This is a genomic window from Streptomyces sp. NPDC098781, assembly GCF_044759995.1.
Lineage (GTDB): Bacteria > Actinomycetota > Actinomycetes > Streptomycetales > Streptomycetaceae > Streptomyces.
In genome coordinates this window covers 838,583-852,305 of the sequence record NZ_JBIWAK010000002.1, presented here as the reverse complement: position 1 = coordinate 852,305, position 13,723 = coordinate 838,583, and the positions used below count along the sequence as shown (strand labels likewise).

Genomic DNA, 13,723 nt, shown 5'->3' with positions numbered 1-13,723 from the left:
TCAGCGCAGCCCCGCCGCCTTCAGCTCCTCCGCCGTCAACGGCGGTCCGCTCAGCGCCGGTTTGAGCGGGCCGGCCAGGGCCGCGAGCAGGACCGACGGGGCCAACAGCACCTCGGCCCGGCGCTCCAGGGACGTCACGTCGGTGACCCGGCGCGCGATCCGGCCGTTCCCGGTGGCGGTGTGCATCAGCCGGGCGACGTAGGCGGCGACCAGCCGCTCCCGCAGCGCGGGGCCGTTCTCGGTCGCGCCCGGGTAGAACACGTCCTGCCCGATGGCCAGGTCCCAGGCGGCGCCGACCGGGCGGGCCACCGCCCGCTGGACCCGGCGGGCCAGCCCCGGTGTCCCGAAGCCCTGGCGCCGGGTCACGTTCCGCAGCAGCAGGGCGCTCTGGGCGGCGACCGCGAGACCGTGCCCGTAGACCGGGTTGAACGCGGCGAGCGCGTCGCCGAGCACGACGAGGTTCTCCGGCGGGTTCGGCATCCGCTCGTAGAAGTGGCGGCGGTTGACGGTGCTCCGGGTGACCGACACCTCCGACAGCGGCTCGGCGTTGTCGAGCAGCTCGCCGATCACCGGGTGCCGCAGCCGCTCGCGCGCGAAGGGGACGAAGTCGTCCGCCGCGCCGGTGGGTTCGCCGCCGCGGGTGCCGGACAGTGTCACGATCCACCGGCCGTCCTCGATCGGCAGCAGGAAGCCCGCCCGGCCCGGACCGCCGTCCCGCGGGTCGGGCTGCACATTGACGACCGGGAAGCCGTCCCTGGCGTCCTCCGGGGCGAGATAGAGCCGACTCGCGTACACCAGGCCGGAATCGACCTCGCGCAGCCGGGGCGCGGGCAACCCGAGCGCGGAGAGCCACCGGGGCGCCCCGGAGCCACGGCCGGTGGCGTCGACGACCAGGCCGGCCTCCAGGGTACGTTCGCCGCCCTCGCGCGGCCGGATCCGTACGCCCGTCACCGCGGCCGCCGTACCGGTCAGCCCGACCACCTCGGCCTGTTCGACCAGCTCGATCCGCTCGTCGGCGAGGACCTGAGCGCGGATCGTCGCGTCCAGCAGGTCCCGGCCGGCCAGGATCACATGGTGCGACTCGGGCCAGCGCCGGAACCAGCCCCAGGCCGACAGCGCCACCATGTCCGTGGTGACCGGCAGCCGGCGTGCCCCGGCGCCCCGGAGCACGTCGGTGACCCCCGGCAGCAGCTCCTCCATGGCCCGCACTCCGCCCGACCACAGCATGTGCGCGTGCCGGGCCTGCGGCAGACCCTTGCGGGGCGCCGCGCCGTCGGGCAGCTCGTCCCGGTCGACGACGACCACACGGTCGGCGATCCCGGCGAGCGCGCGGGCCGCGAGCATGCCGGTATGGGATCCCCCGAGGACGACTGCGCATCTGGCGTCGGGGGTGGGGCGTTCGTTCATGCGGGGGCACTCTCTGCCGAGGCGGCCGCTCGGGCGCGTACCGCTTCGATGGTGTCGGGCCGGCGGAGGACTTGGGACACGGCCTGGATCTCCCGCAGCAGGCGCGCGGTGTCCGGGCCGCCCGAGGAGGCGTCGGACTCCGGGGACCGCTGCCGGGTGTCGACGGCGTCCAGGATGGTGACGGCGGCGGCCAGGGCGTCCGCGCGGGCGGGCTCGAAGCCGAGGGCGACGGCCGCGTCGTAGGACCGGGTGCGCAGGTCCTCGTCGAGGTACCGGGACACCTGAAGGAGCGCGTCCCGGATGAACGTCTCCCGGCGGATCAGCCGCAGTTCGGGCGTGCCGCGCAGGGTGAACGGCTCGCGTCCGCCGGCGACGGGCCGCAGCAGCACCGCCAGCGGCCGCAGTTGCCGGTGGCGCACCCGGATGCGCCAGCGCTGGTGCAGGTACTGGCCGGCGTGCGGAATGATGAAGCCCACCGCGACCAGCGACGCGGAGACACAGGCCGCCGAGGGCGCGAGGTCGGTGCTCAGCCAGTCCAGGTCGTGGCCCGTCCACCGGGCGACGACGGCGGTGAGCTTGGAGGCGTCGAAGAGCAGGTTCGTCGCGTAGCCGACGCCCAGGAAGCGAAGCCCCCAGCGCAGCCAGGCGTCCAGGCCGTCGGTGCGGATCCAGTTCCAGATGAGCCGGGCCGTGATGGTGCAGGCCACGGTGTGCGCGACCAGGTAGAGCAGGATCTGCTCGCGCATGAAGGGCGTGGTGGCGTAGTACGTGTCCAGGTCGCGCAGCCGCTCCACGGGTGCGTCGGCGAGCGCGAACAGTACCCACAGGGTGATGACCACGCCCGCGTAGACGGAGACGACCCAGCGGGTCGCCCGGCGGGTGGCGGCGGAGCGGTTGGACAGACCGTTGCGCCAGGCGATGATCATCAGCAGCCAGGACGCGCACAGCGCGGTGATCAGCGAATACACCCAGGGCGCCGAGATGTTCGGCACGCCGGTGACGCGGTTGGTCCAGGCGATGGTGTCCGGGGCGGCGAAGACGAACACGGCGCATGCGAACAGCAGCAGACCGCCGACGGCACGCAGCAGCGGGTCCCGCCACATCCGCAGGATGCTGGGCAGCTTGATGGCCAGGGCGACGGTGAGGGCGAAGGTCGGGATCCAGAAGGAGATGTGGAGGTCGCCGAACAGCCTCGACGAGGACGCCGCCAGCCCGGTCACCGCGCTCACCTCGCCGTTCTCCCGCGATAGCCGAGCGAACGCTGCACGGGCCCGAGCGGTGCCACCGCTTCGTGCTCCGACAGCAGGGGGCGGAACGCAGCGGCCAGCCGGTGCCCGAAGTCGTCGGCCTCCGACTCGTGCCGCTCTCGCGAGCCGTTGCGGGCGGCCACGGTGAGGGCGATGTCCCGCCAGCCGGGCGTGCCCGCCAGCGCGTGCGCGGCCGCGGTGCCGTCGGTGTGGTCGTGGCGGTGCCCGGCGTGCATGTGCCACAGCTCGTGGCCGAGGACGACCAGTCGCTGCATCGCCTCGGCCCGTTCCTCCACGATGACCAGGTCGAAGTCCTGGAACTCCACCCACAGCCCGGTCACTTCGATCTCGTCCGGGAACCGCTCGAACCGCAGCTCCACGGGCCGCCCGCCGCGCCGCGCGCTCATCTCGGCGCACAGCGCGTGGCACAACTCGCCCACGTCCCGCGGGGGGTGGGGTCTGGCACGCACGGCCGCGCCGAGATCGGAGGCCAGGTCGCGCATCGCGGCAGCGGCGTGCGAGCGCCGCAGCCCCAGCACCGAAGCGACCCGGGCCGCCCTCTTGCGCGCGCCCGCGATGTCCATCGCACCCCCTGTTCCGCCGCCGCTCGGCGGGCCGTTCGAGACTACGCGGCCCGAAGTGTCCCCGTCATGTGATCCGACGACCGTTGTTCAACCGGGAACGACCGCACCACCACCGGGAATCGACCGTGCCACCACCGGGAACGACCGCACCGCCACCGCCGACGACCGCCACCGCCACGGCCGACGACCGCCACCGCCCGGAATTCGTGCACAAGGCATTGACTGGAAAGCGCTTCCACCCTACGGTCCGTTCGAAGTTACGGGCACAATTCGATATGTCGAACAGTAAGGGCAGGCAATGGGACGACCTGACCTGAATCGCAGGCAACTTCTGGCCACCGCGGGCGGATTGGCGGTGGCCGGCAGCTTCGGCTTCGCGGCCCTGGGCACCGGCGCCGACGCGCTCGCCTCCAGCGCCGACACCCGGGTGCGCTACTGGAACCTGTTCAGCGGCGGCGACGGCTCCAACATGATCGCGATGCTGGACGCCTTCCGGCGCGCCAACCCCGGCATCGACGTCAAGGACTCCACCCTCCAGTGGGGCAACCCCTTCTACACCAAGCTCGCCATGGCCGCCGCCGGCAACCGCGCCCCCGACCTCGGCGTGATGCACCTCGGCCGGGTCACCGGCTTCTCACCCGGCCGGCTCCTCGACCCCTGGGACGTCGACCTGCTCGCCGAGTACGGCGTGCGCGAACAGGACTTCAGCCCCGCCCTGTGGCGGCGCGGCGTCATCGACGGGAAGCTCTACGCCCTCCCGCTCGACATCCACGTCCAGCTCTGCTTCTACCGCAAGGACGTGCTGCGGAAGGCCGGCCTGCTCGGTGCCGACGGCCGGATGGTCCCGGTCACCTCGGCCGACGACTGGTTCGACCTGCTGAAGGAGGCCAAGCGGGCCACCAGGAAAGGGCTCCAGACCATCGGCATGTGGGTCAACGACCAGAACTTCCAGTGGTGGTTCTTCGTCGCCTTCTACACCCAGCTCGGCGGCACCTGGTTCGACGCCGACAACGCCGAGGTCACCTTCGACACCGACAAGGCCACGCGGGTACTGGAGTTCCTGCGCCGGCACCTCACCGACGGGTACGCCGACCCGGGCCTGGGCTCCGTCGGCGCCGAACAGTTCATCAACGGCGCCCCCTTCGCCTGGGAGGGCAACTGGTCGGTGCCGGTCTACTCCGGCGCCGAACTCGACTACGGAGCCGTCCCGCTGCCACCCGTCTTCGGCGAGCCGGCCACCCACGCCGAGTCGCACGCCTTCGTCCTGCCCCACCGGTCCGGCCGTGGCGGCGCCGCCGACGACGGGGCCCACCGGCTCGCCGCGTACATCGTCACGCACGCCCAGCAGTGGGCGGCCGGCGGCCACATCCCGGCGTACACACCGACCCTGTCCACGGCGGCGTACCGGAAGCTGAACCCGCAGAGCGAGTACGTCTCGGCGATGGAGCACCAGGCCACCGAGCCCAAGGTGTGGTTCGCGGGCTCCACCGGCATCCTCGCCCAGCGCGTCGGCCCGATCGTCGTCTCCTCGACGGTGGGCTCGGCCCGGCCCGACGTGGTCGCCGGCCGGATGAGGAGCGAACTCACCAAGCTGCTCGCGATGAGGAACCCCATGGACGGCAGGACCGCCGCGCAGGGAGGTAAGGCCGCATGACGACCGCCGAGACCGTCCTCGCGCCGGCCCGCGCCAGGACCGCCGCCGACCGCGTGACCCTCCGCCGCAAACAGGGCTTCCAGCACGGCGGTTGGTTCGTCGCCCCGTTCCTCGTCCTCTTCGCGATCTTCGTGATCTGGCCGCTGCTGCGCGGTGTCTACCTCAGCTTCACCGACGCCAACATCTCCGGTGACAGCGCGAGTTTCATCGGCCTCGACAACTACCGCGAGGCCCTCGACGACCGGCTGATGTGGGACGCGCTCGGCCACAGCGCGTACTTCACGCTCCTCGTCGTGCCCTGCATCACGGTCCTCGCCTTCCTGCTGGCGATGCTCGCCCACCACATCGAGCGCGGCACATGGCTGTGGCGCCTGTGCTTCTTCGCGCCCTTCCTGCTGCCCTCCACCGTCGCCGGCAACCTCTGGCAGTGGCTGTTCAACCCCGGCACGGGAATGGTCAACCACGTCTTCGGCATCGAGACGCCGTGGCTGACCGACAAGTCGTACGCCATGCTCGCCGTCGTCATCACCACCCTGTGGTGGACGGTCGGCTTCAGCTTCCTGCTCTACCTCGCCGCGCTCCAGTCCATCCCCGACCACCTCTACGAGGCCGCCAAGCTCGACGGCGCGAACGCCTGGCACCGCATGGTCCACATCACCCTGCCGATGCTGCGCAACATCACCGGCCTCGTCATCACGCTCCAGATCCTGGCCTCGCTCCAGGTCTTCGACCAGGCGGTCGTGATGATGGACTTCGGCCCCGGACCGGAGGACAGCACCCGCACCTTCGTCCAGTACACCCTCGAAGAGGGCTTCACCAGCTACCGCGTGGGCTACGCCTCCGCGATCTCCATCATCTTCTTCGTGCTCATCGCGGTCGTCGCCCTCGCGAGGATGTGGCTGCTGCGCAACCGTGAGGAGGGCGCCGCCCGATGACGACCAAGGCGTGGACCCCGAGTCAGATCGTCCTCACCCTTCTCGGTACGGCCGTATCCGCCCTCTTCCTCGCGCCCTTCGCCTGGGGCCTGTTCACCTCGCTGAAGTCGGAGACCGAGGCGGTGCAGGTGCCCCCGCACTGGCTGCCGCGCGACTGGACGGGACAGGCGTGGACGGCCCTGTTCGAGACCGGCAACATCACCAACTGGTTCGTGAACTCCCTGGTCGTGTCGGTGTGCGTGACGTCGGTGGTGCTGGTGGTGGCCGCCCTCGCCGGATACGGCTTCGCCCGAACCGAGTTCCGCGGCAAGGGCGTTCTGATGGGCGTCGTGATGGCGGGCCTGATGATCTCCCCGGCGGTCCTCGGCGTACCGCTGTTCACCACGGTCCAGCAGCTGGGGATGGTCGACACCTACTGGGGCATGATCCTGCCGCAGTGCGCGCCCGCCGCGATGGTCTACATCCTCTACAAGTTCTTCCAGGGCGTTCCGCGGGAGCTGGAGGAGGCCGCGTTCATCGACGGCGCGGGCCGCTGGCGGGTGTTCTTCACGATCGTGGTCCCGCTGGCCCGCCCGTCCCTGGCGGCGGTCGGCATCTTCACCTTCATCGCCTCCTGGAACAACTTCCTCTGGCCCTACATGGTGACCAACAACCCCGACCTGATGACCATGCCGAACGGCATCGCGACCGTCATGAACTCCTACGGCATCCAGTGGGCCCAGCTGATGGCCGGCGGCCTGATGGCGGGCCTGCCCCTGATCGTGGTCTTCGTCTTCTTCCAACGCCAGATAGTCGCGGGCGTGGCCCATACGGGTCTGGCAGGCCAGTAACCCGACGAGAACGGCCGGCCCGACGCCCCTGAGGGGCGCGGGGAACTGCGCGACCAGCCACACGCGACCCGCAGCCGCCCACGCAACACGGACCACCCACCCCGAAAGGCGCCCATGCACACCGCCCGCTTCACCCTGGACCCCGCCTTCACCGTCGGCGAGGTCAACCCCCGGCTCTTCGGCAGCTTCGTCGAACACCTCGGCCGCTGCGTCTACACCGGCATCTTCGAACCCGACCACCCCACGGCCGACGACCGGGGCCTGCGCGAGGACGTCCTGGACCTGGTCCGCGAACTGGGCGTCACCGCCGTCCGCTACCCCGGCGGCAACTTCGTCTCCGGCTACAAGTGGGAGGACTCCGTCGGCCCCGCCGAGGACCGTCCCCGCCGGCTCGACCTCGCCTGGCACTCCACCGAGACCAACCGCTTCGGCCTGTCCGAGTACATCGACTTCCTCCGCAAGATCGGCCCGCAGGCCGAGCCCATGATGGCCGTCAACCTCGGCACCCGCGGCGTCGCGGAAGCCCTGGAACTCCAGGAGTACGCCAACCACCCGGACGGCACCGCCCTCTCCGACCTGCGCGTCGCCCACGGCGACAAGGACCCCTTCGGCATCGGACTCTGGTGCCTCGGCAACGAGATGGACGGCCCCTGGCAGACCGGCCACAAGACGGCCGAGGAGTACGGCCGGGTCGCCGCCGAGACCGCCCGGGCGATGCGCCAGATCGACCCGGGTGTCGAACTCGTCGCCTGCGGCTCCTCCAGCCAGTCCATGCCGACCTTCGCGGAGTGGGAGGCGACGGTCCTGAAGGAGACGTACGACCTGGTCGACCACATCTCGCTGCACGCCTACTACTGGCCCGAGAACGGCGACGTCGACTCCTTCCTCGCCTCCGCCGTCGACATGGAGTCCTTCATCGAGAACGTCGTCGCGACCGCGGACCACGTGGGCGCGCGCCTGAAGTCGAAGAAGCGGATCAACCTCTCCTTCGACGAGTGGAACGTCTGGTACCTGCCGGAGTGGGAGGAACATGCCAAGACACTGACGGACTGGCCGCAGGCCCCGCGCCTGCTGGAGGACAACTACAGCGTCATGGACGCGGTCGTCTTCGGCTCGCTCCTCATCGCCCTGCTCCGGCACGCCGACCGCGTCACCGTCGCCTGTCTCGCGCAGCTCGTGAACGTCATCGCCCCGATCATGACCGAGCCGGGCGGCCCGGCGTGGCGGCAGACCACGTTCTTCCCGTTCGCCCAGGCCTCCAGGTACGGCCGCGGTGAGGTCCTGGACGTCCGGGTGGACTCCCCGACGTACGGGACGAGGAAGTACGGCGAGACGGCGCTCCTGCACGCCACCGCCGTACGCGCCGACGACGGCACGGTCACCGTCTTCGCGGTCAACCGGAGCCGGGACGAGGCGCTGCCGCTGGAGGTCGCCCTGAACGGCCTCGACCTGACGACGGTCGTCGAGCACAGCGCCCTCGCGGACGCCGACCCGGACGCCCGCAACACGCTCGACGAGCCCGAGCGGGTCGCGCCGCACCGGGTCGAGGGCACCGTGCTGAAGGACGGCCGGCTCACCGCCGTACTGGAACCGCTGTCGTGGAATGTGATCCGGCTGGCCGGATGAGAAATCCTCATGGGGTCCCAAGGCTGCGCTCAGCTTGGGACCCTACTGTCGCCCCTCATGCGCACGCTGATCCTGCTCGCCCTCGCGGGCCTGGGCGCCCAGCTCGTGGACGGCAGCCTCGGCATGGCCTACGGGGTGACCTCGACCACGCTGCTGCTGGCCCTGGGCACCAGTCCCGCGGCCGCCTCGGCCACCGTCCATCTCGCCGAGATCGGCACCACCCTGATGTCGGGGGCGGCGCACTGGCGCTTCGGCAACGTCGACTGGAAGGTGGTCGTCAGGATCGGCGTGCCGGGGGCGGTGGGCGCGTTCCTCGGGGCGACGGTGCTGTCCCGGCTGTCGACGGGGGTGGCGAAGCCGGTGATGTCCGTGATCCTGCTCGGGCTCGGTGTGTACGTCATGACCCGGTTCACCTTCCGGGGGTTGCCGAAGGACCGGCTGGGCAGGCCGCTGCGGCGCCGGTTCCTGGCCCCGCTCGGGCTGGTCGCCGGGTTCCTCGACGCCACCGGGGGCGGCGGCTGGGGGCCGGTCGGGACGCCGGCGCTGCTGGCGGGGGGCCGGATGGAACCCCGCAAGGTGATCGGTTCCATCGACACCAGTGAGTTCCTGGTCGCGGTCGCGGCCAGCCTCGGCTTCCTGCTCTCGCTGGGCTCGCAGGGTGTGGACGTGGTCTGGGTCGCCGCGTTCCTGCTGGGCGGCATGGTGGCCGCACCCCTCGCCGCCTGGCTGGTGCGGCTGCTGCCGCCGAGGGTGCTGGGCTCGGCGGTCGGCGGGGTGATCGTCGTGACCAACGCCCGCACCCTGGTCTCCGACGACCTCCTGTACGGCGCCCTGTACGCGCTGTGGGCCGCCGCCCTGGCCTACTCGGTCCGCGCCCACCTGAAGGAGGGGAAGGCGGCCCCGGCCGAGCCCGCCGAGGAGCGTCAGCCGGTCGGCACCTGACCGACCGGACGGACGCGCCGGTCTCGCTCAACTCGCCTGTGAATGGCTGGAGTTCGTCGTGGCCATGCCATGCGCGGCCCCCTACGATGCGAACGCCTTCGGCCTTCACAGAAAAGTCACTGATTCTTCAAATATTCAACCGGCTTGAAACGAAGATTCAGCGGGCTCGAAAACGGGGCCGGAGGCGCAGCCACCCCCCATCCCCAAGGAGAGCTCCATGGCACGTGGACTCCTGCGACTCCTGCTGAGCGGCGGCGCGCTGGCCGCTCTGCTCACCGCGACGTTGCCCGCTCAGGCCGCGCCGGCGTTCGAAGACCCGCCGCCGGACAAGATCGTCATCAAGGTCGCCACGGTGAACGGCTCCGGCTGCCCCCAGGGCACCACCGCCGTCGCCGTCTCCGAGGACAACACCGCGTTCACGGTGACGTACAGCGACTACCTCGCCCAGGTCGGCGGCAACTCCGACCCCACGGCGTTCCGTAAGAACTGCCAGCTCAGCCTGGTCGTGCACGTCCCCGGTGGCTTCACCTACGCCATCGCCAGCGCCGACTACCGCGGCTTCGCCTCCCTCCAGTCCGGCGCGAACGCCATGCAGAGAGCCTCGTACTACTTCCAGGGCTCACCGAACACGCAGTTCCGCAGCCACCCCTTCAGCGGCCCGCTCAACGACAACTGGCAGGCCACCGACGAGACCGACTGGGCCCAGCTGATCTGGGCGCCCTGCGGGAAGCAGCGCAACTTCAACATCAACACCGAGCTGAGGGTGAACCTCGGCTCGTCCTCCTCGTCCAAGGTCAGCTTCATGACCATGGACTCGACCGACGGTGACATCAGCACGATCTACCACCTGGCGTGGAAGGAGTGCCCCGGCAAGTAACAGCACTGCCTGCGCACGCCGAGCCGCGCCCGCTGAAGTCAGCCGGGCGCGGCTTGGTGCCGGTGCGGGTCGGGTCAGCCGTCCACCCCCAGGGTGAGCGTCCCCGCGTAGCCGGCCGATGTCGAACTGCCCAGTGCGGTCAGGGTCAGCAGCCCGGAAGCGGCGCCTCCGTCGTCGTAGATGCCGTCCTGGGCGAGGGTGGTGCGCGGGACGGTGTTGGCGGCGTAGGTGGCGAGCGCGGCGACCCGGGTCGTGATCGTCTCGTCGAAGAAGAGCTGTCCGGTGTGGAGTTCCTGACCGCCGGTGAACGAGCCGTCGTCGGTGAGCGTGACGTCGGTGTGCACCTTGACGTGGATGTGGACGCACCGGCCGCGGTACCAGCCGGGGTACACGGTCGTGATACGGGCGACCCCGTCCGACCCGGTGAGCACACCGCCGCGCAGGAAGGTGCCGTTGTCGGGCTCGTCGTGGCCGTTGTTGCCGACGAAGCCGGAGTACTCCCCGAGGGCGTCGCAGTGCCAGATCTCCACCAGGGCGCTGTCCAGGGGCGCGCAGGTGCTGTCGTCGACGACGGTGAGGGTGAGCTCCAGCGGGATACCGGTCTTGTCCTCGCTGACGTCGGCGCGGACGAGTTGCCCGTCGAGGTAGTAGGGGCCTTCGGTCATCTCCTTGGTGAGCGTGCAGACGGCTGCGGCGGCCACGGGGGCCGGTTCGGCCGCCTCGGCTGTGGGGGCTTCAGGCGCGGCGGCGACGGCCAGCGATACGGCCGTGGCGCCGGTGGCGATGAGCACGGTGCGGCGCCCGATCACGGTGGGGGTTGTCCCTGAAGTGTCTGTCATGAGCACGGCACCGTAGGGAGGCATGCTGTTGGTGGGCTGTCAGTTGGGCAAAGTGAGCATCCGTCAAGTTTCTTGTCGGACACGCCACTTACGGCTCTCGCGTCACGTCGATTCGACCGAGATCGAAGGTGCGTGCGGGGTACGACGGGCGAGCGCAGGCTGGTCGGCGTACGAGGAACAGTGAGGAACAACGGGGAAGGAAGTACCTCATGTCCATCCGCAAGAGCCGACTCGCCCTCGGCGTCGCCGCCTTCGTCGGCACCGCCGCCATGCTCGCCGTGCCCACCTCCGCCCAGGCGGCCGGGGACCCGGCGACCTGGCCCTGCGACCCGTCGGAGTTCTGCATCTACCACGACGGGCAGGGCGGCGGCGCGCACTACTCGCTGTCGGACGGCGCGTCCAACCTGGGCCAGCTGGCGGGCGGTCTCAATGACCACGTGTGGTCGGTGAAGAACATCTCCGGCAGCTCGTGGTGCCTGTACCGGGACGCGAACTACGAGAACGAGATCCAGGTGATCCTGGACGGGCAGGCGCTCGACCTCGCGTCGCCCGTCCGGGACCAGGTCAGCTCCGTCGAGGAGTGCTGAGAGCCCTGCCGGAGCCTCCGGAGCCTCCCTGAGAAGCGCCCCGCCGCACCTGGCCGTGCGGCGGGGCGCTCCCCATGACTTCTGAGGGTGTCAAGAGGCGACGAACCCCGGAGCATGTGAGTGCACGACGTGCCGAACGGGGATGGCTCACATGGCCGTACGCATTCACTTCACCGACGACGATCTCGCCCAGATCAGGCTGGCGCAGGCTCCCGACCCCATGTGGGAGGCTCTGCTCAGCATGCACATGCTCCAGACGGACACCGGTTCCGCCGTCTTCGGCGGCTGGCGGCGCCGGGTACGACGCGAATTGCCGCGGGCCGTACGTCCGTTGCTCCGCATGGCCCCACCCGTCGGCTACTCGGCCGACTTCCTCACCCCGGCCGCCGGCTCGGGCGGTCTGGACGCGGGGATCGGTGCCCTGCTGTCCACGCCGCGGCAGCGGCTGCGGGGCGACCTGGTGGAACTGTCCCGCGCGGGCCGCCGCCTGCCGCCCTGGGCGCGGTCCCTCGCCGACGGCGACAAGGAGGCCGTCGGCCATCTCGCGCGCGTCTTCCGGGCGTACTTCACGGCCGCGCTGGCGCCCTGGTGGGGGCGCGTCCGCACCCGCTTCGGTGCCGAACGCGGCGCCCACGGGCGGTACTTGGCCGACGGCGACCTCGGCACGCTGCTCGGCGCACTGCACCCGGGCCTCGTCTGGCGGCGGCCCGTGCTGGAGGTGACGGGGCTCGGCGCGGACCGTGACGTCCACCTCGACGGACGCGGACTCCTCGTCCTCCCGTCGTACTTCTGCTGGCGCAAGCCGACACTGCTGAAGGATCCCGCGCTGCCGTGCGTCGTCGTCTATCCGATGACCCACGAGACGGTTCTGAGCGGGGGCGCCACCGGGCTCCGCTCGCTGAACGCCCTCCTCGGCCGCACCCGCGCCGGGATCCTCGAATCGGTCGCGGACCACGGCGTGACGACGACCGAACTCGCCCACGACGCGGGCATCTCAGCGGCGACGGCCAGCCATCACGTGGGCATCCTGCGCAAGGCCGGGTTACTGAGCACGTGCAGGGCGGGCAAGGCGGCGCTGCACTCCGTCACGCCACTGGGGCTTGCCCTGCTGGACGGACGTGCGCGATGAACTCCGTCCAGGTGGCGGGGGAGAGGGTGAGCGCGGGGCCACGCCGGTTCTTGGAGTCGCGGACGTGGATGGTGTGGGGGCGGGTGGCTACCTCTACGCAGTCGCCGTCGCCACCGCTGCTGTAGCTGCTCTTGAACCAGGCCAGCTCGCCGGTGCTCATAGCTCTCCTCGCATCCGCTGCAACAGGCTCACGGAGTCTTCAGGGGTGAGAGCCTGCGAACGCATACTGGCATACCGCCTTTGGAGGACGCTGACCTCTTTCACGTCGGAAATGAGCAGGCCGCCGCGCTGGCCTTCGCAATAGGCGAACCACTTGTTTTCCGGGGTCTCAAGGAGCTGCATCGGGCCGTCGAGCCCCGAGTGTGTCTCTCGGACGGTCGGCATGATCTGAACCTCGACGTTCCGCACTTCGGCGATGTCCAGGACGTGATCAATGAGCTTCCGTGTGACGTCCGTACCGCCCGTGCTCCGCCGGAACAAGTGCTCCTCCAGGACGAAGGCGAACGCGGTGTTCGGCCGATCCCGCAGTAGCTGTTGCCGTTCGGCACGCGCTTCCCACTGCGCCTCAATCTGCTCATCGTCCAGAGGCGGGAGCTGATTCGTGAACAGCGTGCGCGCGTACGCCTCGGTCTGCAACAACCCTGGTACCAACCGGCATTCGTACGTGTACAGCGTGATCGACGTCGCCTCCAGATGAGCCCACCGCCGAAACCAAGCCGCCAACCCCGGCTGCCGAGCCAGATGCGGAACCGACTTCAGCAACGCCCCCGTATTGCCCGTCACCCCCTCCGCCCGAACCGCGAACGTCGGATCCGGCATCCGCCGCCCCAACTCCACCGAAGCCACCGTGTGTTTGGACAGCCCCACCAGGTCCCCGAACTCCTCCCGGCTCAACCCGGCGTGCTCCCGCAGCGCCTGGACGACCGCCCCGAACGTCCGCAGACTGTCCGACGCCTCCGGCTCGCCACCCGTACCCACCACGCCATCGACCACGGTCGGTCACCTCCCGCGCCCATGGTCACGGCCGGTGATGAGTACTGTCCAGTCCGTAACCGCGTACGCTGCG

14 protein-coding genes are annotated in these 13,723 nt (G+C 70.4%); 8 read left to right on the top strand and 6 right to left on the bottom strand.

Annotated features, from left to right (window positions below; translation table 11 throughout):
* Genes ACIQWG_RS09875 through ACIQWG_RS09865 form a run of 3 tightly spaced genes read right to left on the bottom strand, consistent with a single transcriptional unit; the run spans position 1 to position 3,238 of the window.
* Positions 1-1,407 carry an NAD(P)/FAD-dependent oxidoreductase gene (locus ACIQWG_RS09875; protein WP_404092645.1) on the bottom strand — a complete coding sequence of 469 codons (1,407 nt, stop codon included), beginning with the start codon at positions 1,405-1,407 and terminating at the stop codon, positions 1-3.
* Positions 1,404-2,636 (bottom strand): MAB_1171c family putative transporter, encoded by a 1,233-nt coding sequence (locus tag ACIQWG_RS09870; RefSeq protein WP_404092643.1) that lies wholly within the window; start codon positions 2,634-2,636, stop codon positions 1,404-1,406. Before ACIQWG_RS09870 ends, ACIQWG_RS09875 begins: the two co-directional genes overlap by 4 nt.
* Complete coding sequence (locus ACIQWG_RS09865; protein WP_404092641.1) at positions 2,633-3,238, bottom strand: toxin-antitoxin system, toxin component family protein; 606 nt, start codon at positions 3,236-3,238, stop codon at positions 2,633-2,635. Before ACIQWG_RS09865 ends, ACIQWG_RS09870 begins: the two co-directional genes overlap by 4 nt.
* Before the next feature lie 298 nt (positions 3,239-3,536).
* Between ACIQWG_RS09865 and ACIQWG_RS09860 the strand changes: the two genes are divergently transcribed.
* The 6 genes from ACIQWG_RS09860 (at position 3,537) to ACIQWG_RS09835 (ending at position 10,102) form a co-directional block, all read left to right on the top strand.
* Positions 3,537-4,892 (top strand): extracellular solute-binding protein, encoded by a 1,356-nt coding sequence (locus ACIQWG_RS09860; protein WP_404092639.1) that lies wholly within the window; start codon positions 3,537-3,539, stop codon positions 4,890-4,892.
* Positions 4,889-5,827, top strand: a complete 939-nt coding sequence (locus tag ACIQWG_RS09855) for a carbohydrate ABC transporter permease (RefSeq protein ID WP_404092636.1) — start codon at positions 4,889-4,891, stop codon at positions 5,825-5,827. Before ACIQWG_RS09860 ends, ACIQWG_RS09855 begins: the two co-directional genes overlap by 4 nt.
* Positions 5,824-6,657 (top strand): carbohydrate ABC transporter permease, encoded by an 834-nt coding sequence (locus tag ACIQWG_RS09850; RefSeq protein WP_404092634.1) that lies wholly within the window; start codon positions 5,824-5,826, stop codon positions 6,655-6,657. The genes ACIQWG_RS09855 and ACIQWG_RS09850 overlap by 4 nt, the downstream gene beginning before the upstream one ends.
* A gap of 114 nt (positions 6,658-6,771) precedes the next feature.
* Positions 6,772-8,283: an alpha-N-arabinofuranosidase gene (locus tag ACIQWG_RS09845; protein WP_404092632.1), complete on the top strand. Its 1,512-nt coding sequence runs from the start codon at positions 6,772-6,774 to the stop codon at positions 8,281-8,283.
* A gap of 57 nt (positions 8,284-8,340) precedes the next feature.
* Positions 8,341-9,225 (top strand): sulfite exporter TauE/SafE family protein, encoded by an 885-nt coding sequence (locus ACIQWG_RS09840; protein ID WP_404092629.1) that lies wholly within the window; start codon positions 8,341-8,343, stop codon positions 9,223-9,225.
* 217 nt (positions 9,226-9,442) lie between these two features.
* Positions 9,443-10,102, top strand: coding sequence for a DUF4360 domain-containing protein (locus tag ACIQWG_RS09835; RefSeq protein ID WP_404092627.1), 660 nt, complete (start codon positions 9,443-9,445; stop codon positions 10,100-10,102).
* 74 nt (positions 10,103-10,176) lie between these two features.
* On the opposite strand, the gene ACIQWG_RS09830 is transcribed toward ACIQWG_RS09835, so the two are convergent.
* Positions 10,177-10,941 carry an intradiol ring-cleavage dioxygenase gene (locus ACIQWG_RS09830; protein WP_404092625.1) on the bottom strand — a complete coding sequence of 255 codons (765 nt, stop codon included), beginning with the start codon at positions 10,939-10,941 and terminating at the stop codon, positions 10,177-10,179.
* Positions 10,942-11,150: 209 nt separating this feature from the next.
* On the opposite strand from ACIQWG_RS09830, the gene ACIQWG_RS09825 reads away from it, so the two are divergent.
* Positions 11,151-11,528 (top strand): peptidase inhibitor family I36 protein, encoded by a 378-nt coding sequence (locus ACIQWG_RS09825; RefSeq protein ID WP_383595646.1) that lies wholly within the window; start codon positions 11,151-11,153, stop codon positions 11,526-11,528.
* A 151-nt stretch (positions 11,529-11,679) separates the two neighbouring features.
* The gene (locus tag ACIQWG_RS09820) at positions 11,680-12,657 is read left to right on the top strand and encodes a winged helix-turn-helix domain-containing protein (RefSeq protein ID WP_404092623.1); all 978 of its coding nucleotides are present in this window, start codon (positions 11,680-11,682) and stop codon (positions 12,655-12,657) included.
* On the opposite strand, the gene ACIQWG_RS09815 is transcribed toward ACIQWG_RS09820, so the two are convergent.
* Positions 12,614-12,817, bottom strand: a complete 204-nt coding sequence (locus ACIQWG_RS09815) for a DUF397 domain-containing protein (protein WP_404092620.1) — start codon at positions 12,815-12,817, stop codon at positions 12,614-12,616. The two genes, ACIQWG_RS09820 and ACIQWG_RS09815, sit on opposite strands and share 44 nt — an antisense overlap.
* Complete coding sequence (locus tag ACIQWG_RS09810) at positions 12,814-13,650, bottom strand: Scr1 family TA system antitoxin-like transcriptional regulator (protein WP_404092617.1); 837 nt, start codon at positions 13,648-13,650, stop codon at positions 12,814-12,816. Before ACIQWG_RS09810 ends, ACIQWG_RS09815 begins: the two co-directional genes overlap by 4 nt.
* Positions 13,651-13,723 lie beyond the last annotated feature (73 nt).

Excerpts from the sequence above, each read along its gene's own strand:
- ACIQWG_RS09820 (WP_404092623.1), top strand. The coding sequence starts at position 11,680 with ATGGCCGTACGCATTCACTTCACCGACGACGATCTCGCCCAGATCAGG.
- ACIQWG_RS09855 (WP_404092636.1), top strand. The coding sequence starts at position 4,889 with ATGACGACCGCCGAGACCGTCCTCGCGCCGGCCCGCGCCAGGACCGCC.
- ACIQWG_RS09865 (WP_404092641.1), bottom strand. The coding sequence starts at position 3,238 with ATGGACATCGCGGGCGCGCGCAAGAGGGCGGCCCGGGTCGCTTCGGTG.
- ACIQWG_RS09835 (WP_404092627.1), top strand. The coding sequence starts at position 9,443 with ATGGCACGTGGACTCCTGCGACTCCTGCTGAGCGGCGGCGCGCTGGCC.
- ACIQWG_RS09860 (WP_404092639.1), top strand. The coding sequence starts at position 3,537 with ATGGGACGACCTGACCTGAATCGCAGGCAACTTCTGGCCACCGCGGGC.
- ACIQWG_RS09850 (WP_404092634.1), top strand. The coding sequence starts at position 5,824 with ATGACGACCAAGGCGTGGACCCCGAGTCAGATCGTCCTCACCCTTCTC.
- ACIQWG_RS09815 (WP_404092620.1), bottom strand. The coding sequence starts at position 12,817 with ATGAGCACCGGCGAGCTGGCCTGGTTCAAGAGCAGCTACAGCAGCGGT.
- ACIQWG_RS09830 (WP_404092625.1), bottom strand. The coding sequence starts at position 10,941 with ATGACAGACACTTCAGGGACAACCCCCACCGTGATCGGGCGCCGCACC.
- ACIQWG_RS09845 (WP_404092632.1), top strand. The coding sequence starts at position 6,772 with ATGCACACCGCCCGCTTCACCCTGGACCCCGCCTTCACCGTCGGCGAG.
- ACIQWG_RS09825 (WP_383595646.1), top strand. The coding sequence starts at position 11,151 with ATGTCCATCCGCAAGAGCCGACTCGCCCTCGGCGTCGCCGCCTTCGTC.
- ACIQWG_RS09875 (WP_404092645.1), bottom strand. The coding sequence starts at position 1,407 with ATGAACGAACGCCCCACCCCCGACGCCAGATGCGCAGTCGTCCTCGGG.
- ACIQWG_RS09840 (WP_404092629.1), top strand. The coding sequence starts at position 8,341 with ATGCGCACGCTGATCCTGCTCGCCCTCGCGGGCCTGGGCGCCCAGCTC.